Raw genomic sequence first — 19020 nt, forward strand, 5'->3', positions numbered from 1 at the left:
CTCGATGCAGGATGCATACTGCGCCAAATTAGCGCCGGACTGGAGTTCGGCGAGCGCGACGGCGCCTTCAATCCAGAATGACATGCGGGACAAAGCGTGAGCTATTCGACGTCAAGGGCGATACATCCTCACGAATGCCCATGCCCGCCGGCGCGCCGCCGACGAGCCATGATCCAAGCACCGGATAGCGGCCGTCGAAATTCCCGAGCAAATGGAGCGCCTGCAGCACGTGACCCTCGGCGCCGTACGAGCCCGGCGTGCTGACGATGGCGCGGCCATCCCTGACGAGCGAGACATTGGCGCCCTCGCGCGAGAAGAGTGGTTTCCGGGCGTAGCTCTCGCCGAGCGCCGCCGCGCGAGGCTCATCGGCGAAATTGCATTCGAGCAGATTGGGATGACCAGGCGCCATCTCCCACAACAGCGCCAGCATCCCCTTGTTGGAGAGCACGGTTTTCCACGGCGGTTCGACAAAGCGCGTGTTGCGCATCGTCGGGGCATGGCTGAATTCGTCGGCGAACATCCATTCCCATGGATAGAGCTTGAACAAGGTTTCGATCCGGCGCCCCTCGCGATCGTAAAAATTGGCGCCCTTGAGGCCGATGTCCTGCATGTCGAGCAGAGCGGCGACGCTTCCCGCCTGCGTCGCGCAATCGGCCAGATAGGCGGTCGTGCCGAAATCCTCGACGCTGTCGCTTATCGCTGCGAGATGAATCAGAGACTTTTGCGCTATCTCGCCCCAACGCGCGATGAGCTTGTCATGAAGCGAGTTGAACTGATCCGCGCCGCGCGGCAAATCACCGCTTTCGACCAGATGCTCCAGCCAATACCATTGCACGACGGCGGATTCATAAAGGCTCGTCGGCGTGTCGGCGTTGTATTCGAGAAGTTTCGCAGGACCCCTCCCGTCATATGCGAAATCGAAACGTCCGTAGAGCGACGGCTCCCGTTTTTTCCAGCTCTCCGCAACAAGGTCGCGCGCATGTGCGGGAATGCGGAGCCGCTCCATCATCTCCTGGCTTTCGACGATACGCCCGACGAGGTCGAGACACATCGCGTCGAGTTCGGCCGTCGGCGCTTCGATATCCTCCTCGATCTCGCGCAGCGAGAATGCATAGCGCGCGTTTTCGTCCCAATAGCGCACTCCGTCCATATTGGCGTAAGTGAAGCCGATTTCCGCGAAATGCCTTTCGAAATCGGGGCGCGGTGGCGAGGCTTCGCGTCTCATGAGCCGCCGAAGTGAAAACCGCCGGAATGACCGAAGCCCCCGAAGGACGCGCCATGCGAGGATGAGCCGCCCGCAGCCCAATGCCAGCCGCTGCTCGAACGGTGGTATGTCGAGCCGCTACGATGCTTGCAGATCAGCTCGTCGGGGTTCGCTGGGTCAGGCTCGCAGTTGAGCTTCCTGTCGAGCCAGTCGATTGTTTCATAGACGCCGAGCGACAGCGCGCCCATGATCGCCAATGAAACGGCGAGCGACCGCTTTTGCGACGACGGCCCGCCGCCCGCGGACGCCTTCGCCCTGTGGGTCACGACCGGCGGCGCCGGGCCGCGTTTGCCGAATTCCTTGCCCTTCTCCGTCATGCGCTCACGGGCTCATGCAGGCGGCGCTGAGCAGCCCCGCCGAAACCGAGACTGCCGCTACCCAGAGCGCCGCTCCGAGCGCATTCTCCTCGATCGCCAGCGACAGGCCCGGGTGTGCGAGACGCGCGAGGAAATAGGCGATGATCTGGGTGACGAGCGCGACGAAGCCCCACATCACGAATTCGAGAACCGAGCCCGTGTGATGGATCGCTCCCGCCAGCGCAATGGAGAATCCGACGAGACTTCCGCCAAAGGCGATCGCCGCCGAAGCGTTCTGCTGCTCGACGATGAGGGCGAACTCGTCGTGCCGCGTCACACGCGTATAGACGAGGCAGAAGACAGCGCAGAAGCCTACCGCGCCGGCGAAATAAACGGAGAAGGCCAGCAGGCCGGACAGAAATTCAGGCACGAACATCGACCCCCGTCAGGCTGAGTCGGAGTCAATGGTAGCATTTACCGAGCTTGAGCGACACAGTCTCCCGCATACAGTTCGCGACAGCGGAAAGAAGCGGGACAGAACGGTCACGGCGTAATCCCGGAACGTCAGCCACCGTCACGGTATCGGATTGAACGCCCGAACAAAGCAGAACTTACGACATTGCAATCGTCGCCAAGCGGATTTGGGCTGCAATTGTGGAATTCCACAATCGCGCGCCGCCTGCACTTTGCGCTCTCGACAAGTGAGCGCGTCTCTAGGTACCGGATGCGAGCGCTCGGATTGCATATCATTGAAGCGCGAGGCGAACCCGGCGCCGCTGTCTGTCATGGAGAGCTCGGCGTCGTTATGTCGACGCCGGCTCTATTGTCGGCCTGGCTCAGTCCTTTGCAGCGCTCACCCGCCACACCGTATTCCCGACATCGTCGGCGACAAGCAGTCCGCCGCGACGATCCACCATCACGCCCACCGGACGCCCGCGCGCCTCCCCTGTCGGACTCAGGAAACCGGTCAAAACATCTTCCGGCCCGCCTATGGGCGCGCCATTCCGGAACTTCACGAAGATCACCCGATAACCGGCGCGCGGATCACGGTTCCATGACCCGTGCTGACCGATGAATGCTCCATTCTGGAAGGGGCCAAGATCGGCCTCGCCAACAAAAGTGAAACCGAGCGACGCCGTATGCGAGCCGAGGGCGTAATCGGGTTTAACGGCCTTCTTCACGAGTTCGGGATTTTGAGGCTCGACGCGCGGGTCGAGATATTGGCCGAAATAACTGTAAGGCCAGCCATAAAAGGCGCCGTCACGCACCGAGGTCATGTAATCCGGCACGAGATTGTCGCCGAGTTCGTCGCGCTCATTGACCGATGTCCATAACTCGCCGGTCACCGGATTCCAGTCCATGCCCACCGGATTGCGTAGCCCCGACGCGAAGACGCGCGTTGCGCCATTCGCCGGATCGATCTCCAGAATTGCGGCGCGGTCTTTCTCTTCATCCATGCCATTCTCGCCGACATTGGAGTTGGAGCCGACGCCGACGTAAAGCCGCGAACCATACGGATCGGCCAGGAGACTTTTCGTCCAGTGGTGATTGCGTCCCGCCGGCAGGTCGGCCACTTTCAGCGGTTCGGAATCAATGCGCGTCTGTCCGTCCGTATATTGATAACTGACCAGGGCGTCGGCGTTGGCGACATAGAGCCGATCGCCGATGAGCGCCATGCCGAAGGGCGAATTCAGACGTTCAAGAAAAACGGTCTTGATCTCCGCCACGCCGTCACCGTCGGCGTCGCGCAGCAGGGTAATGCGGTTGGCGCTCGGCATGTGCGAGCCGGCCTTGCGCATATAGACCCCCATGAAAAACGACCGGATCACGCCGCTGGTTCCCGGCGCGCGCGGCGGCGCGTCGGTCTCGGCGACAAGAACATCGCCGTTGGGCAGTTCGTACAGCCAGCGCGGATGTTTGAGTCCTTCGGCGAAAGCTTTCACCGAGAGCCCTGCCGCAGGCGTCGGCTCCTCGTCAGGCGCCCAGCCGACCGCTCGCGCCGTTTTGACATAGGGCGCCCAGGCCGGGGATGGAGTCGGTTCAGGCAAGGTCGGATTCGGACCGTAGCCCGCGCTCTCGGGCAGGCTTGTCCCGCGATTGCAAGCGGCAAGCCCCAGCGCCGCCGCCGCGGCGCAAGCGAGAAATCGTGCTGAGAAACTTTTTGTGAACATCTAGCCTCCCACAAGGTCGGCGCATGGCATTGAAACGCGCCGACGATTGAAAAATGGCGCGAAGCCCGCGCTTCTCAAGCCTCGGCCAGGATATGCGCGTGAACTGATGAGGTGGATGCCCTCTCCACCCCATCAGTTCAGAGAGAGGGCGCAGATCCGAATTGCCAACTTGCAGATGGAGAACGCCAGTTCAGCGGATGTGAGATGCGAAATGGGAAGACGATCGCGCGGCCACGAAATTTGCCGCCAAAGGTATGCTATTGCCGCCGTTTGTATCCCTCACTCCCACTCGATTATTAACATCATCTGTAAGTTATTGATATGGCTAGCATACTCTTGTTGGTTGTGCCATAAGTACCGGCAAGCATGCCGTCAAAAAGAAACGCTCTTGATTTCATAAGAGTCCGTCCCAGAAGTTAGTCAACAATTGCAGAGCTTTCGTAGCATGAGCCGAATCGACGCGAAACGCAGGAACACGAGCGCTGTGATATTGAGGTTTTCCCAATCCTTGGCCAGTCTTCTACAGCGGTTTAGCCAGGCGATTGATCTTTCGACGATCCAGCGCATGGGCAATTTCACGAAGCCCTTCGCCTGATCGGATCGTTTTATAATCTCGATTTTGAGACACGGTAGGATTTTGCCCGTTGCGTCGGCGAAGATCGGTCCCTGATAGGCGCTGTCAGCCAACAGCTTTTCAAGAAAGGGAAACCGCCCATGCAACGTCGAAAGCAGCAAGACGCCGCCGTCTCGGTCCTGAATGTCGGCGCCGTGAACGACGGCGCCCATCAACAAACCTTGCGTATCGACGAGTACGTGGCGTTTCTTGCCTTTGATCTTTTTGCCGGCGTCATAGCCATGCGGATCAATGCGCGCCCCCCTTTTTCCGCGCTCTTCACGCTCTGACTATCGATGATCGCCGCGGTGGGGCTCGCCTCTCGTTCCGCTCGTTCGCGACACATGACGTAGAGCGCGTCGTGCATGCGATCCAGAACGCCGCACCAGGCCCAATCGCAAAAATAACGATACACTGTGCTCTTCGGGGGAAAATCCTTGGGAATGTACCGCCATTGGCATCCCGTGCTCAGCACATACATGATGGCGTTGAACACCGCCCGCATGTCCACTTCACGCTTGCGCCCGCCACGCTTGGCCGGAGGAATAAGCGGCGCCACATGCCCCCACTCCTCGTCCGTCACATCACTCGGATAACGTAACCTGTCGCGATTGTATTTCGCCCGGTTTGCCTTCGTCCACATCGACGGCCTCCTACGAATCAGACCGCCTCCCATCCATCACAACAGATTCATTCGATTCAACATCTTTCAGGACGGACACTAAGCCAAATCTCCGATGGTAAGATGGACGGCGAGCTATATCCGGTCGTCGGACTGCCGATCGACGCTATACTGAACCACATTATGGAGATGTATGAATACAAAAATATTTATGTGAAGATCGACGTGGAAGGATTTGAACTAAATGTGCTTAATGGGATGATCAACGCTTTGAAGAGAAATATAATTAATGAATTGTTTGTTGAGATGGGGGCGTCGCGTACGCTTGGTGAGACTGACAAGAATAGCGGACATGAACAGATATACATAATTATGGAGTCGTTTAACTATAGACCGCTCTACCTAAGAGATGCTTCTGGCGTTTATGATCAGCATTTCATTCTACATTAGATCGCGAGTTTCAAGAGTGCTTTCAATCCTGTTTATATGTAGCCGAATTAACTCCTAGACGATTCTCCAGCGATTTGGAGATTGCTGTCGAGGTCGTGCTTGCAAGCAGATGATGCCTTCTCCCAGGAACTCAGATGAATATTTTGTTGATAGCAAACCCAACGGTGCCGGTGCCTCCCATTGGTTACGGCGGCGCTGAGCGGGTCTGCTATTTTGTTGCAGAGGGCCTACATCATCGTGGTCACGATGTCACACTGCTGGCGGGCGAAGGTTCCAGCGGGCCTTGGCGTATTGTCACTTACTCATTTCCAAGGAAACAATCACTCTTCTATAGGGCGAAGTCAAAGTTGCATTTCCAATTTCAGAGCGCTTTGATTGCGCGGAAGCATGATGTTATCATTTCGTTTTCACGTCTGGATTATCTTTGGTTGTTAATGAGGATGAGGAAGCCAATTCTGCAAAGATGGGGTAATGATATCCCTGCTGAGGATGAATTTCTCGTTCCGAAGTGTGCCCATATACACCACATAAGTGTCAGTAACGCGCAGCGTCGGCACATTGATTGGGGTGTTTGGTCCACGGTTCCAAACGGTATACCATTGCATGCTTTTCCCTTCTCACGCGAAATCGGAACATATCTAGCTTTCCTTGGTCGCCTCCACCCAAGCAAAGGAGCTCATACAGCAATCAAGGTAGCAAAGCTTGCTGGGCTATCACTCAAAATAGCAGGAAATATACCCCCAGGAGATGAGTGCCAGAGTTATTTCGACAGTCAAATAAAGCCTTATTTAGTGTCCGTCCTGAAAGATGTTGAATCGAATGAATCTGTTGTGATGGATGGGAGGCGGTCTGATTCGTAGGAGGCCGTCGATGTGGACGAAGGCAAACCGGGCGAAATACAATCGCGACAGGTTACGTTATCCGAGTGATGTGACGGACGAGGAGTGGGGGCGATGTGGCGCCGCTTATTCCTCCGGCCAAGCGTGGCGGGCGCAAGCGTGAAGTGGACATGCGGGCGGTGTTCAACGCCATCATGTATGTGCTGAGCACGGGATGCCAATGGCGGTACATTCCCAAGGATTTTCCCCCGAAGAGCACAGTGTATCGTTATTTTTGCGATTGGGCCTGGTGCGGCGTTCTGGATCGCATGCACGACGCGCTCTACGTCATGTGTCGCGAACGAGCGGAACGAGAGGCGAGCCCCACCGCGGCGATCATCGATAGTCAGAGCGTGAAGAGCGCGGAAAAAGGGGGGCGCGCATTGATCCGCATGGCTATGACGCCGGCAAAAAGATCAAAGGCAAGAAACGCCACGTACTCGTCGATACGCAAGGTTTGTTGATGGGCGCCGTCGTTCACGGCGCCGACATTCAGGACCGAGACGGCGGCGTCTTGCTGCTTTCGACGTTGCATGGGCGGTTTCCCTTTCTTGAAAAGCTGTTGGCTGACAGCGCCTATCAGGGACCGATCTTCGCCGACGCAACGGGCAAAATCCTACCGTGTCTCAAAATCGAGATTATAAAACGATCCGATCAGGCGAAGGGCTTCGTGAAATTGCCCATGCGCTGGATCGTCGAAAGATCAATCGCCTGGCTAAACCGCTGTAGAAGACTGGCCAAGGATTGGGAAAACCTCAATATCACAGCGCTCGTGTTCCTGCGTTTCGCGTCGATTCGGCTCATGCTACGAAAGCTCTGCAATTGTTGACTAACTTCTGGGACGGACTCTAAGGAAAACTGGCCGGAAAATTTTTCTTAGGTTTCAGCATCTATCGGCATCTTTCGAACGAATTTCGCGCCTTCAGCTCACCGTCGAGGATTCAGACTCGGTAGCTGAAAGTACCGTCAGCAACAGGTAAGCCTGACTCGCTAAATAAGCCGCTCCGGGCCGCAAGCTGCATTGAGATACCGATAGGACACGCGCCCGCCGCTGACCGATGGGCAGCACTTGCAAAGGCCCCAAGTTCGATCTGGAATGTTGCGGCGGTTGCCGGCCTCCCGGGGACTGACTTCAGAGGGCCGCGGCTTCACGTCCGAACCGGTCCGGTTGAAGCGGACGCGCCAGCCAGTGCTCATGCCGCTATTCCTCTTTTACCTAGAGACCTGCTTATGCACCGCGGTACCGGCTAACGCCATGCCGCAGGTTTCATGGGCGGATGCCCTCGCTTATAGGCCGCCAATATCACGGGCGCAGCTTGTGAACCTACAAACCTTCATTGATTGACGTTGCAAGCGACGCTTCGCTCCATCTATTCGAGAAAAGCACGCCTCTCCCCGACGACGCCGCGCGCGTCGTCGCGACCAGAATGTCGAGATGCGTGGCGTCGGGCGCCGGAGCTGCCGTTGGCTCAAGCACGCCAACCGGCGTGGCGCAGCCACTCAAAGCGAGGCCGATCAGGCCGACGGCGCCCGGTAGGAGCCGGGCGCCGCGTCTTAGCGCGCTGCCGCCGAGACGGCAAACGCGCCTTCGACTATATTTCGGGGGCATCAAGCCCCGTTCGACCGCTGCGGCCGAAACGCCACCGCGAAGCCGCCGATGACGAGGCCAATCAGGACCAGCATTAGCGCCGATTGCTTGAGCCAGGCCATTGCTGGCACGGTGAGCGCCAGCGCAATGCCAAGCACAGCGATTTCAGACGAAACGTGGACGCCTGCGACAAATGTTCCGAGCGCGAGCAGCAACATGAGCGCGAGGCCCGTCGCCGGCCCATTCAGAAATGTATTCACCGAAGGCAGCAGCAGAATGCTCATGGCGATCAGGAACGCCAACCAATGCAGGGATTGTGTAATCAGGAGCTGCTTGCGCGCGGCCTTGTCGGCCGTCTTGCGCCAACCGATGGCGACACAGGCAAGACCAATGGCGACGGCCAGGAACTCCCAATAACCATAGAGGGGCCTGCCAGACATGCTGGTGTATGCCACACCCAGCAGCGCCAAAATCAGGACGACGAGGTAAGGCAAGCGCGCGCCGAGCCAGGGCAAAATCCCTTGCGGCCGATTGGAGGATCTCAGGTCAGAGGAGTCGATCTCGGTCATGCGTCACTCCCCTGCTGTTGGCCAGGCGGTCAGAGGTTTCATCACCCCTCTCGCGACTGAAACATTCATACGTTCAGCCTCCGCTGTCCATCATGCAATCTTGCCCCGCAAGCTATCCGCGAGCGCCGAAAGCGTGTTGGTAAGTTGTCTCGTGGTTTCTGGCGGCGGGAGCGGGTTTTGAGGTTTTGCGCGCCGCCGGCCGGATCCCGCTCAATCCATGGATGCGCCGGAGCGCTGGGATCGTTCGCAGCCACCAGAGCGGCAATAAATTGCTCACCGACCTGCACCAAGGCTTGCCACGGATCGGAACCTGCATCGCGGTGATCCTCCAGCCCTATCAGCCTGCGCGATCGCCATCTCCCCAGCGCCGATGTTCACATCCGCATTTACATCGTCCCCGGATCCGACGTCATCGGCAGTGACAATATTCCTGACTTCCTCAGCCGGCGTCACGGCCTCCCCCTTACCCATACTCCCAGTGACGGCTCACAAAATCGCGATGTCACCGGCCTCGGCAGCGCTTTGATAGAAGCGTCCAGCTGCCTTTTTCGTTTCAACCGACACTAGAAATGAACGCCGCTTAAGGAAGATCGTTGAAAATGCTATGCATACCGGTTCCATTCGGAGTAGTCCGGCGTTCCGCATAAACCGCACGGCCTCGATACGTCCTCGAACCGATCGCGGCAGACTGAACAGCGGCTCGCCGGGTGAGCAAAACGATCCGCGGCAATGCTCGCGTCTCTGGCCGGACGTTTATACTATCAAAAGAGTAATGTTTTCTCGCAGCGCGCAAATGATACGCTTAACCCTGCTCAGCCAGTTTTCGGAGCCCGGTATCGGCGGCGACCTCATTACGTTCAAAAGCTTTCCAGTGCCTCATGAGCCGAGAGGCGTCCGGCATTGTCGGGGAGAGGCCGTATCGGAGGAACCAATATACAACCGCCCAAACCCTCGTGTCCGACAAGTCGAATTGTTTCAATCCGTTCCGAAACGTCCAATCAATCCAACCATTGCTCAGTCCGAGCGCGTATCCGCAGCCATGATGCATCAATATTTGCCATTCAACTGCCCGTGGTCTCATGACATTGGCCATGTAGTTCAATGTCGTGCCTTCGATCTTTATTCGAACCATCTGATTGGGATGCGCCATCGGTGCGCCTTCTTCCGAATAGGGCACACCCTTCGCGGACCAGCCTAGATTTTGCTTTGTCCGATTGGAACGCGACCATCGCCAATGAATATGAAGACAATCATGGATGCAAAATGGTGCCATGACTATATCCTGAAATTTCGCGCGCATTTCGCATTTGTATTCTTCTGGAGTGATGTCGGGGGCCGGATCAAGAAACATGGGGGGCGCGATGTGGATATTGTCGTAGGCACCCTGGCCGGCGACTTTGTTCAAGTTGAAATCCCATTTTTTGAGGGCCGGAGCGGTCGGTTTTCGCGTTGCCTGCGAACTTCCCCAAGTCAAATTTATCGGGTCCCCGATGCGAGGGCGGATAACAACATACTCACCTTCAGGAGCGTCGGCTTGATAATAAGAGAAAATATTGTCCCATAGTGGAATAGGTAGGTCGGGCAATGCCCGCGCGAGGCGATTTATGAATGGATAGGTCAAAACAGCAAAAGGATTTTTGGTAATTTCACTTATAGACGCCACGAACTGCGCAATTCTGGCGGCACTGCTTTGACCTGCCCCTGAGAAACTCGACCAGATGCGATTAGAGTCCGGCCATATCGGGACGGACGAGATGAAGAAGAAGCGGTTCACGGAAGAGCAGATCATCGGGATTTTGCGGGAGCACGAGGCGGGCGCGAAGGCGGCGGATCTGGCTCGCAAATATGCTGTGTCGGAGACGACGCTTTACAACTGGAAGGCCAAATATGGCGGCATGGACGTCTCCGAGGCCAAGCGGTTGAAAGCGCTCGAAGAAGAGAATGCGCGGCTGAAGAAGCTTCTGGCCGATCAGATGCTGGAAGCCGCGGCGCTGAAGGAGCTTTTGTCAAAAAAATGGTAGGGCCCGCCGCCAAGCGCGCAGCCGTTGTGCATCTGCGAGCCGCCATGGCTCTGTCGGAGCGTCGGGCCTGCCAGATTGTCGCCGTCGATCGCGCGACCGTCCGCTACATCTCGAAGCGGCCGACCGACAAGCCGTTACGGGAGCGGCTGCGGGAACTCGCCAACGAGCGCCGGCGCTTCGGCTATCGGCGGCTGTTCGTGCTGCTGCGGCAGGAGGGCGAGACGTCGGGCAAGAACCGCATCTACCGGCTCTATCGCGAGGAAGGGCTGACGGTGAGAAAGCGGCGCGCCCGCCGAAGGGCTGTCGGCGCGCGGGCGCCCATTCCTGTCGAGGCGCGGCCGAATGCGCGTTGGTCTTTGGACTTCGTGCATGACCAGTTCGCCTGCGGACGCCGGTTCCGCATCCTGAACATCGTCGACGACGTGACGCGTGAATGCCTCGCGGCGATCCCCGACACATCCATCTCGGGCCAACGCGTGGCGCGGGAACTGTCGGCGCTGATCGCATGGCGCGGCAGGCCCGGCATGATCGTTTCGGACAACGGCACGGAGTTCACCTCGAACGCCGTGCTGTCGTGGTCGAGCGAGAACAGGATCGAGTGGCGCTATATCGCGCCGGGCAAGCCGATGCAGAACGGCTTCTGCGAGAGCTTCAACGGGCGCATGCGCGACGAACTGCTGAACGAGACGCTGTTCTTCGGGCTCGACCATGCCCGGGAGAAGATCAGCGCCTGGGCCCAGGACTACAATCACCGCCGCCCGCATTCGGCCCTCGGCTATGCGACGCCCGCCGCCTTCGCGGCCAATCTCACCGCAACAGGCGATCGGCTGCGCAACCCGGACCAACTCCGCCGATCGCCTGTTGCTCCATTCGCGCCCTCGGGCGTATCAACCGGAAGGACTCAACCCGCCGCTGGATGAAAGTTCAGGGGCAGGTCAGCTTCTTGGCGTTGTCGGATTGTTATTATCAGCAAAAAGTCCCGACCGGAGATATGGACGCACGTGCTCCCCGTGTGGTGGTTGCTCGCTCGGGCGCACCAGACGGATGGTGGCCTTAGCTTCAGCAACCGGAAGGCTCGACAAGAACATGGCCGTCGGGTAAAGGCGGGCCGAGAGCATAAGGTTTCCGGGATCAAAGTCGGCCCGAGCCTTGTTGCAGGCTACCCCCACGACGATAACAACACGCATGCCCGTGACTGGCACGTCGATCGAAGCGCCGCCGATTCGTCCTTCGATCCGCTCAGCGACAGACCGAGTCATGAAGCGATCGCTCGTGATCACGGTCTCGGGTATCGCTTTGAGTTTCTGGCCGGGGTCGATATCGTAAGCGAAGATGTGCTCAAGGGCGATGTCGTTCTCGGCAGGCAACGGCCATATCCATGGTCGCCCCGTCGCTCGCCGCCGACGATCGTCCGCGTCCGAACCCGGTACTCCTCCGACAGGGGGAGTTCGACTCCTCCTTTAGCGACTTTCACCACAAATGCTGACCAACTGATCGATTCACAGACCGTCGACAGGTGACGACCGTCATGGACGGCACAAGTGAGATTCGTGATGCGATCGAAGGCCCCGCTCGGGACATTCATGTGCCAAAGGGGATGCTTCGCGATATCCGTGACAGTCGCATTGGCCCGAGCGGCGGCCGTCGCGAACGTTGGGGGTCCGCCGGCACGCCCGAAGGTTTGTGTCCTGTCGGGGTTTTGGGTCGCCCCGATCAGCGTTTCGGTCAGCAGGTCATCCAGACCGCGCTTCCACGGAGTGAACTGCTGCCGGTTTCGTGGACACCGAGAAACGGTGTTTCATGAGGCCGGAGGTTTGTTATGGCGAGACGGATATTCAGTCGGGAGTTCAAGGTCGAGGCGGTTCGGTTGGTGAAGGAGCGCGGCGTCACCGTCGCGCAGGCCTGCCGCGATCTGGATGTGCATGAGAACGTGTTGCGGCGCTGGGTTCGGGATCTGACGACGGATCCCGTGCAGGCCTTCCCCGGACACGGCCAGCGGAAGCCGGAGCAACTGGAGATCGAAAGGCTGCGCCGTGAGGTCGCCAAACTGCGGGCGGAGCGCGACATTCTAAAAAAGGCCGCAGCCTTCTTTGCGAGGGAAGCGAAATGAGGTTCGCTTTCGTCGCAAAGCACCGGAGCGTCTGGCCGGTGGCGTGGCTCTGCGAAGCGCTGGACGTGTCCCGATCGGGCTTTCACGCCTGGCTGCGTCGCGGGCCGAGCGCCCGATCGGTCGCGGACGAGGAGCTGACAAAGAAAATCCGCGCGAGCTTCGTGGGCAGCGCCCGAACCTACGGCGCCCGCCGCGTCTGGCGGGACGTTCTAGCCGAAGGCGTCTCCTGCGGCCTGCACAAGATCGAACGGTTGATGCGGGCAAACGCCTTGCGGGCGCGACCGCGTCGCCGGGGTCAGCCGAAGGACGACGGACAAAGGTCGGCGGTCGTCGCGCCGAATGTTCTCGACCGGCAGTTCGCCGCGCAAGCGCCGAACCAGAAGTGGATCGCCGACTTCACCTATATTTGGACGGCGGAAGGCTGGCTCTACGTCGCCGCAGTCATCGACCTGTTCTCGCGAAGGGTCGTCGGCTGGTCGATGAAAGCCGAGATGACCGCTGGTCTTGTCGCGGATGCATTGATGATGGCGATCTGGCGTCGCGGCAAGCCGGACGCCTTGCTGCATCACTCCGACAGGGGCAGCCAATATACGAGCGAGCAGTTCCAGCGCCTCATGGCCGACAATGGCGTCGTTTGCTCGATGAGCCGATCCGGCAATGTCTGGGACAATGCGGCGATGGAGAGCTTCTTCTCTTCACTGAAGACGGAGCGGATCGGGAAGAAACTCTACCGCACGCCTGACGACGCCCGGGCAGACGTCTTCGATTACGTCGAGCGGTTCTACAACCCCGTCCGCAGGCATTCGACGATCGGCTACGTCAGCCCGGTTGAGTTCGAAAAGAAGGTGGGAGTAACTTAACTCGGTGTCCACGAAACCGGCAGCAGCTCAATCAGGAAGACGATCAGAAGGCACCAACTGCGAGAGATGGTCCCCCTCGCAGACAGCACGATTTACGAGATGGAACAGCGCGGTGAGTTTCCTCGGCGCTTTGCGCTGTCGCCGCGCTGTATCGTCTGGGATCTCTCCGAGGTTCACGCTTGGTTGTTGGCGCGGCGCGCAACTCCGATCCGTCGAGCGCAGCATCCCGACGTCTCCAAGCGCAAGTCCCGGCCTGTCAAAGCGCGGGATCGAGCGCAACAAGGGGCATAGAGGGAGGCAGTAACGTCGGAACATGTTTCCGACCCTCAACCCAGGCATCAACGATGTCAGCCCATTCCTGCATCATGTGCCGACGCTGAACCTCATACTCGGCCTTGTTGTAGACGCCGCGTGATGAGCGCCCGTCCTCGTGCGCCAGGCACTTTTCGATCCAGTCGCGGTTGAAGCCCAGCTCGTTGAGGAGCGTCGACCCCGTGCGCCGCAGATCGTGGATGGTGAACGGCTCCAGCGGCAGCCTCTCATTCTTCGCCTGTTCGACGACGGCGTAGGTGACCCGGTTGAAGGTCGCGCGCGACATCGGTGCGTCTGCATCGTACCGAGAGGGCAGCAGGTAGCGCGAGTTCCCGGCGCAAGTCTTGAGCGCGATCATGATGTCGAGCGTCTGCCGACACAAATAGACGTTGTGCGGCTTCGATCGCTTCATACGCTCCTTCGGGATCGTCCAGACGGCATTGTCGAAATCGACTTCGTCCCAAACTGCGTCCTGCAGCTCGCTCTTCCGGACCATGGTCAGGAGGTAGAGCTTCATGCCGAGGCGGATTGTTGGCAGAGTGGCAACATGCTCGAGCTGCTTGAGCATGATGCGGATCTCGGTCGCCGAGAGCGCACGGTCTTTGGGTGTGAAGGTGGCGATCGAGGCCGGACCGACGTCATCGGCCGGGTTTGCGACCTTCTCGCCGTGGAGAATGGCGAAGCCGTAGATCTGCTTCAGGAGATCCCGCACATGGATCGCCGTCGCCGGTGCGCCCCGTTCCACGATCTTCGCGCAATGGGCGCGAAGGTCATCGGGCGTGATCTCGGTCAGCAAACGGTTCCGCCAGACTGGCATAAGCTCCCGCTCAAAGATCGAGCGGCGCATCGCGCGCGTGCTGTCAGCCATTGGCGCGTTGACCAGCCACTTCTCCCCGAACTCGCCGAAACTCTTGGCTTCCTTGATCCGGCGCTTTTCCCGCTGCTTCTCGATGGCGGGGGACCGCCCCTCTGCGATCGCCCGGCGCGCGTCCAGGCATAGTTCGCGAGCCCGGGCGAGCGAGATCCCGTCTCGGGCGTACTTGCCGAGATAGACGGTCTCCCGCCTGCCGTTCAGCCGGTAGTCGAGCCTGAAGGAGATGGCGCCAGACGGTGCCACGCGCACATACATGCCGTCACGGTCGGTCACCTTGAACATTTTCTCTCTAGGTTTCAGAGCCTTGAGCGCTGCATCGGTCAACATGCTGAGCCACCTCGCGAAAAGTACCGTCACGCGGTTTTCGGAGGCTCGTGACGGTGAAAACGCTTACTATTCAGTGTGTTAGATCAAAAAAAGTACCGTCACGAGCCTCATTTGCCGTGACGGTACTTTCGATTTTCCGGTTGATCAATGGGGGCGAAGTCCGTCAGCGAGGCCGCCAGACGCGATTCATGCCCACCGATAGCCCCCGATAGGTATAGGCAGGATTATTTATTTTTTTCAGGTAGTTGTGTCGCGCGGTGGCGTAGTTCCGGATACCATCGGATGGGCAAAAATTATTCCCACTCGATCGTCCCCGGCGGCTTCGACGTCACGTCGTAGACCACTCGATTGACGCCCTTAACTTCATTGATGATGCGCGTCGCGGCGCGGCCAAGGAAGTTCATGTCGAAAGGATAGAAATCCGCCGTCATGCCGTCGCTGCTCGTCACGGCGCGCAGGGCCAGCACGTAATCGTATGTGCGGCCGTCGCCCATCACGCCGACGCTGCGCACCGGCAGCAGCGCGGCGAAGGCTTGCCAGATTTCATCGTAAAGACCCGCCTTGCGGATCTCGTCGAGATACACGGCGTCGGCCTTGCGCAGAATGTCGAGCTTCTCGCGCGTGATTAGGCCGGGGCAGCGGATCGCGAGGCCCGGTCCCGGGAAGGGATGGCGCCCGACGAAGGCTTCCGGCAGTCCGAGTTCACGGCCCAGCGCGCGCACCTCGTCCTTGAAGAGTTCGCGCAGCGGCTCCACCAGCGCCATGTTCATGCGCTCCGGCAGGCCGCCAACATTGTGATGCGACTTGATGGTCACCGATGGTCCGCCGGTGAAGGAAACGCTCTCGATCACGTCCGGATAGAGCGTGCCCTGCGCGAGGAACTGCGGCGCGCCGCGCCCGTCCTGCGCAATCTTCTTCGCCTCGGCCTCGAACGTCTCGATGAAGAGACGCCCGATGGTCTTGCGCTTCACCTCGGGATCTTCGACGCCTTCAAGCGCGCCGAGGAAAAGGTCCGCCGCTTCGACGTGATGCAGCGGAATATTGTAGTGGTCGCGGAAGAGACTGACGACTTCCTCCGCTTCGCCGAGGCGCAACAGGCCGTGATCGACGAAGACGCAGGTGAGTCGATCGCCGATCGCCTCGTGGATCAGCACCGCGGCGACGGCGCTGTCGACGCCGCCCGAAAGCCCGCAAAGCACGCGACCGTCGCCGACCTGATGACGGATCGCGGCGATCGCCTCCTGCCGGAAGGCCGCCATGGTCCAATCGGACTTGAGCCCCGCAACCTTGTGCACGAAGTTAGAGAGAAGCTTCGCGCCGTCGGGCGTGTGCACGACTTCGAGATGGAACTGCACGCCATAATAGCGGCGCTTCTCGTCTGCGATGGCGGCCATCGGCGCGTTCCCGGAAGCCGCGATGACGCGGAAGCCGTCCGGCAGCTTCGTGACGCGGTCGCCATGGCTCATCCAGACCGTGTGGCTCGTTCCCTTTTCCCAGACTCCGTCGAATAGCGCGCTACTCTCCAGCGCGGTGATGTCGGCGCGGCCAAATTCGCGATGATGGCCAGCTTCTACCTTGCCGCCGAGCTGCGTCGCCATCGTCTGCTCACCGTAGCAGATGCCAAGCACCGGAACGCCGGATTCGAAAATTGACTGCGGCGCGCGGGGAGAGCCTTCGTCGGTGACGGAACACGGGCCGCCGGAGAGAATCACCGCCTTGGGGCGAATATCCGCGAAGGCGCGTTCGGCGTTCTGGAACGGCGCGATTTCGCAATAGACTCCGGCCTCGCGCACGCGGCGCGCGATGAGCTGCGTAACCTGCGAACCAAAATCGACGATCAGGACCTTGTCGTGGCGATCGGCGATGTCGTGGTGGAATGTTTCTGTGGCGGTGGTCATGCCCTGCCTTACGGGATTGGCCCGCTCCTTTGCAACAACGCAACATAAAACCCGTCCGTCCCGCTCGTCGCCGGCGACAAGCGCAGCCCGGGGCCGTGGGGCGAGGCGTAGCGGGCAAGCTCCGGAAGCCCGGCGTTCTCGGCCATTTCCGCGCCGGAAAGCGCCATGAAATCCGAATGGGAGCCGAGGAAGACGGCGATCTGCTCCTCATCCTCCTCGAGCAGGACAGAGCAGGTCACATAGGCGAGCCGGCCGCCCGGCTTGACGAAGCGCACCGCCTGCTCCAGCAGCGTGGCCTGCTCCTTCAGGCGAAGCTCCAGCGCGCCGGGCGCGAGGCGCCATTTGGCGTCGGGATGACGCCGCCAGGTGCCCGTGCCGGTGCAGGGCGCGTCGATCAGCACGAGGTCGCAGCGGCCTTCGAGGTCCGCGAGCACGTCGGCCTTGCCGCGCGGGGCGCGGACCTGGATGTTGCGGGCCCCGGCGCGCTCCAGCCGCTCGTGAATCGGCATGAGGCGCCGGCCATCCGAATCATAGGCGTAGAGTTGCCCGCGATTGTGCATCTGCCCGGCGAGCGCCAGCGCCTTGCCGCCGCCGCCGGCGCAAAGGTCGAGAACCTGCTCGCCCGGGCTGGCGGCGCAAAGGAGGGACGCCAGTTGCGAGGCTTCGTCCTGCGGCTCCACAAATCCCTTCACATAGGCCGTCTCGGCCGTGAGCGCGGGACCGCGCCCCTGCCCGACCTCGATGCGAAGACCGATTGGCGAGAGCGGCGTCGGCGCAGGCGAAAGATGCGCGAGCTTCTCCAGCGCCTGATCGCGGGAGCCCTTGAGGATATTGACGCGCAGATCGACCGGCGCGCGGGCCGCGAGCGCGGCGCCCTCCTCCGCCGCGCGTGATCCGAAAGCGCTCGCAAATCGATCGGCGAGCCATTCAGGATAGTCGCCGCGCACATGGTCGGGCGCGTCGGCTAGCGTGGCGCTTTCCAGCCGCGCGCGCTCGTCGTCCGATAGCGGCGGCGGCGCATGGCGCTCGCCGGTGCAGAGCGCCGATATGGCGGCGGCGTCCATCCCCCTCGCCTCGCGCAGCGCCCCGAGCATCTGCGCGCGCGGCGTGTCGGCGCCCATCACATGGCTGGCCGAGGCTGCCTTGCGCAGCGCGTCGAAGACGAGGCTCGCGATGGCGGCGCGATCCTTCGAGCCCGCAAAACGATGCGAGACGCCCCACTCCTTCAGCGCGTCAGCGACAGGCCGGCGGCGTCGGGCAAGAACGTCGAGAATTTCGATCGCGGCGGAGACATGGGCTGCGGGAGTCATTGTAACTCGATAAGGCCGGAAAGGCCGCCCTGCAACCTTGTTGCCCGGAGGCGCCGACAAGGGAGACAGGATCGCGAGTCGTCTCGATGAACTTGCGAGTCCGGAGGTATCCTTGGCGGCGAATGCCGATTCGAAGCGGGTTGTGTGTACGCGAGTTACTGGCTAAGTCTAAGTGGTGCGACGAAACTGTTCGATGGATGAACTCTTCGAAACAGGATCCGCCCTCGAGAAATGACGGCGCAGCGCCGTCGGCGGCTTTGATCGCCTTGCGTCGTTCACTTCGAGTTCACCAGACGTCGCGGAATGTATCCTGTGCGCGATAGTCGAGCGCAATGGAGCAATTTGGGCATGTCGAAACATTTGCGTTGGGCAATTTTGCTTGCGGCCGGCGCGCTCGCCGGTTGCGGGCCCACGGGCGGCTACGACGGTTACGGCGGCGGTTACTATGGCGGCTATGGCGGTGGTTACGGCGGCTATGGCTATGGCGGTTACGGCCGGGGCTACGGCTATCGTGATTATGGTCCGGGCTACGGCTATCGCCGGGGCTACGGCTACGGACGCCACGGCTACGACGGCGGGCGCCCGAATTACGGCCCGCATGGCGGGCCGGTCGCGCCGCCGATCGGCCACATTGCCGGTCCCGGCATGCCGCCGCTCGGCAGCCGCGGAAACGAGATAGCGCCCCCGTCAGGGCGCCCTGGCTACGGCGGGCCGCCGCCGTTGACGCATAATCCGGGCTATCACAGCGCCCCGCCGAGCTTCTCGCATGGCGGGAATCCCGGCAGCAATCTCGGGGCGCCGGGCATGCCGCCCAGCGGCCAGACGCCGATGTGATGAAAGAAGGGGCCGCGATCCAT

At 60.3% G+C, this 19020-nt stretch carries 17 protein-coding genes and 1 pseudogene; 7 read left to right on the plus strand and 11 right to left on the minus strand.

Annotated features, from left to right (window positions below; all coding sequences use genetic code 11):
- Positions 1-67: 67 nt before the first annotated feature.
- The 5 genes from MET49242_RS08155 to MET49242_RS24030 all read right to left on the minus strand — a co-directional run bounded on the left by MET49242_RS08155 (position 68) and on the right by MET49242_RS24030 (position 4987).
- The gene (locus tag MET49242_RS08155) at positions 68-1225 is read right to left on the minus strand and encodes a glutathionylspermidine synthase family protein (protein WP_036282183.1); all 1158 of its coding nucleotides are present in this window, start codon (positions 1223-1225) and stop codon (positions 68-70) included.
- Complete coding sequence (locus MET49242_RS08160) at positions 1222-1581, minus strand: hypothetical protein (RefSeq protein ID WP_036282200.1); 360 nt, start codon at positions 1579-1581, stop codon at positions 1222-1224. Before MET49242_RS08160 ends, MET49242_RS08155 begins: the two co-directional genes overlap by 4 nt.
- 4 nt (positions 1582-1585) lie before the next feature.
- Positions 1586-1996 (minus strand): DUF350 domain-containing protein, encoded by a 411-nt coding sequence (locus tag MET49242_RS08165; protein WP_036282203.1) that lies wholly within the window; start codon positions 1994-1996, stop codon positions 1586-1588.
- A 400-nt stretch (positions 1997-2396) separates the two neighbouring features.
- The gene (locus MET49242_RS08170; RefSeq protein WP_036282205.1) at positions 2397-3731 is read right to left on the minus strand and encodes a sorbosone dehydrogenase family protein; all 1335 of its coding nucleotides are present in this window, start codon (positions 3729-3731) and stop codon (positions 2397-2399) included.
- Between the two features lie 420 nt (positions 3732-4151).
- Positions 4152-4987, minus strand: a protein-coding gene (locus MET49242_RS24030) for an IS5 family transposase (protein WP_144259444.1) whose coding sequence is annotated in 2 segments (ribosomal slippage) — positions 4152-4603 and positions 4603-4987 — 837 coding nt in all. Because the reading frame shifts where the segments join, the coding sequence is not laid out codon by codon here.
- 102 nt (positions 4988-5089) lie between these two features.
- On the opposite strand from MET49242_RS24030, the gene MET49242_RS08185 reads away from it, so the two are divergent.
- The 3 genes and pseudogenes from MET49242_RS08185 (at position 5090) to MET49242_RS24035 (ending at position 7123) form a co-directional block, all read left to right on the plus strand.
- On the plus strand, positions 5090-5416 hold the full coding sequence (locus tag MET49242_RS08185) for an FkbM family methyltransferase (protein ID WP_036282208.1): 327 nt from the start codon (positions 5090-5092) through the stop codon (positions 5414-5416).
- Between the two features lie 134 nt (positions 5417-5550).
- A complete protein-coding gene (locus MET49242_RS24815; RefSeq protein ID WP_144259520.1) occupies positions 5551-6276 on the plus strand; it encodes a glycosyltransferase in 726 nt (241 codons plus the stop codon).
- Between the two features lie 10 nt (positions 6277-6286).
- A pseudogene (locus MET49242_RS24035) lies at positions 6287-7123 on the plus strand (IS5 family transposase).
- 779 nt (positions 7124-7902) lie between these two features.
- On the opposite strand, the gene MET49242_RS08205 reads toward MET49242_RS24035, so the two are convergent.
- Together MET49242_RS08205 and MET49242_RS24820 are read right to left on the minus strand one after the other, a co-directional pair.
- On the minus strand, positions 7903-8451 hold the full coding sequence (locus MET49242_RS08205; protein ID WP_036282218.1) for a hypothetical protein: 549 nt from the start codon (positions 8449-8451) through the stop codon (positions 7903-7905).
- 802 nt (positions 8452-9253) lie between these two features.
- Positions 9254-10225 (minus strand): hypothetical protein, encoded by a 972-nt coding sequence (locus MET49242_RS24820; protein WP_144259521.1) that lies wholly within the window; start codon positions 10223-10225, stop codon positions 9254-9256.
- On the opposite strand from MET49242_RS24820, the gene MET49242_RS08230 reads away from it, so the two are divergent.
- Positions 10206-11392 (plus strand): IS3 family transposase gene (locus MET49242_RS08230; protein ID WP_371212522.1). Its coding sequence is split into 2 segments (ribosomal slippage): positions 10206-10458 and positions 10458-11392, totalling 1188 coding nucleotides; the frame shifts between segments, so codons are not numbered across the junction. The genes MET49242_RS24820 and MET49242_RS08230 overlap by 20 nt on opposite strands.
- Before the next feature lie 15 nt (positions 11393-11407).
- Here the strand turns inward: MET49242_RS08230 and MET49242_RS08235 are convergent.
- Positions 11408-11839: a hypothetical protein gene (locus MET49242_RS08235; RefSeq protein WP_036282231.1), complete on the minus strand. Its 432-nt coding sequence runs from the start codon at positions 11837-11839 to the stop codon at positions 11408-11410.
- Between the two features lie 452 nt (positions 11840-12291).
- On the opposite strand from MET49242_RS08235, the gene MET49242_RS08245 reads away from it, so the two are divergent.
- A protein-coding gene (locus MET49242_RS08245; RefSeq protein ID WP_371212523.1) for an IS3 family transposase occupies positions 12292-13442 on the plus strand; the annotation gives its coding sequence in 2 pieces (ribosomal slippage) (positions 12292-12553 and positions 12553-13442; 1152 coding nt in all).
- Between the two features lie 30 nt (positions 13443-13472).
- A complete protein-coding gene (locus MET49242_RS24045; RefSeq protein WP_084678936.1) occupies positions 13473-13733 on the plus strand; it encodes an AlpA family transcriptional regulator in 261 nt (86 codons plus the stop codon).
- Here MET49242_RS24045 and MET49242_RS08250 read toward each other — a convergent pair.
- The 3 genes from MET49242_RS08250 to MET49242_RS08260 form a co-directional block, all read right to left on the minus strand.
- Positions 13699-14955 carry a site-specific integrase gene (locus MET49242_RS08250; protein ID WP_036282239.1) on the minus strand — a complete coding sequence of 419 codons (1257 nt, stop codon included), beginning with the start codon at positions 14953-14955 and terminating at the stop codon, positions 13699-13701. The two genes, MET49242_RS24045 and MET49242_RS08250, sit on opposite strands and share 35 nt — an antisense overlap.
- 293 nt (positions 14956-15248) lie before the next feature.
- Complete coding sequence (gene guaA / locus MET49242_RS08255; protein WP_036282246.1) at positions 15249-16853, minus strand: glutamine-hydrolyzing GMP synthase; 1605 nt, start codon at positions 16851-16853, stop codon at positions 15249-15251.
- Between the two features lie 8 nt (positions 16854-16861).
- Positions 16862-18163 (minus strand): RsmB/NOP family class I SAM-dependent RNA methyltransferase, encoded by a 1302-nt coding sequence (locus MET49242_RS08260; protein WP_036282248.1) that lies wholly within the window; start codon positions 18161-18163, stop codon positions 16862-16864.
- Positions 18164-18511: 348 nt separating this feature from the next.
- On the opposite strand from MET49242_RS08260, the gene MET49242_RS24050 reads away from it, so the two are divergent.
- Positions 18512-18997: a hypothetical protein gene (locus MET49242_RS24050; RefSeq protein ID WP_084678937.1), complete on the plus strand. Its 486-nt coding sequence runs from the start codon at positions 18512-18514 to the stop codon at positions 18995-18997.
- Positions 18998-19020: the final 23 nt, after the last annotated feature.

It is taken from the genome of Methylocystis sp. ATCC 49242 (genome assembly GCF_000188155.2).
Classification (GTDB): domain Bacteria; phylum Pseudomonadota; class Alphaproteobacteria; order Rhizobiales; family Beijerinckiaceae; genus Methylocystis.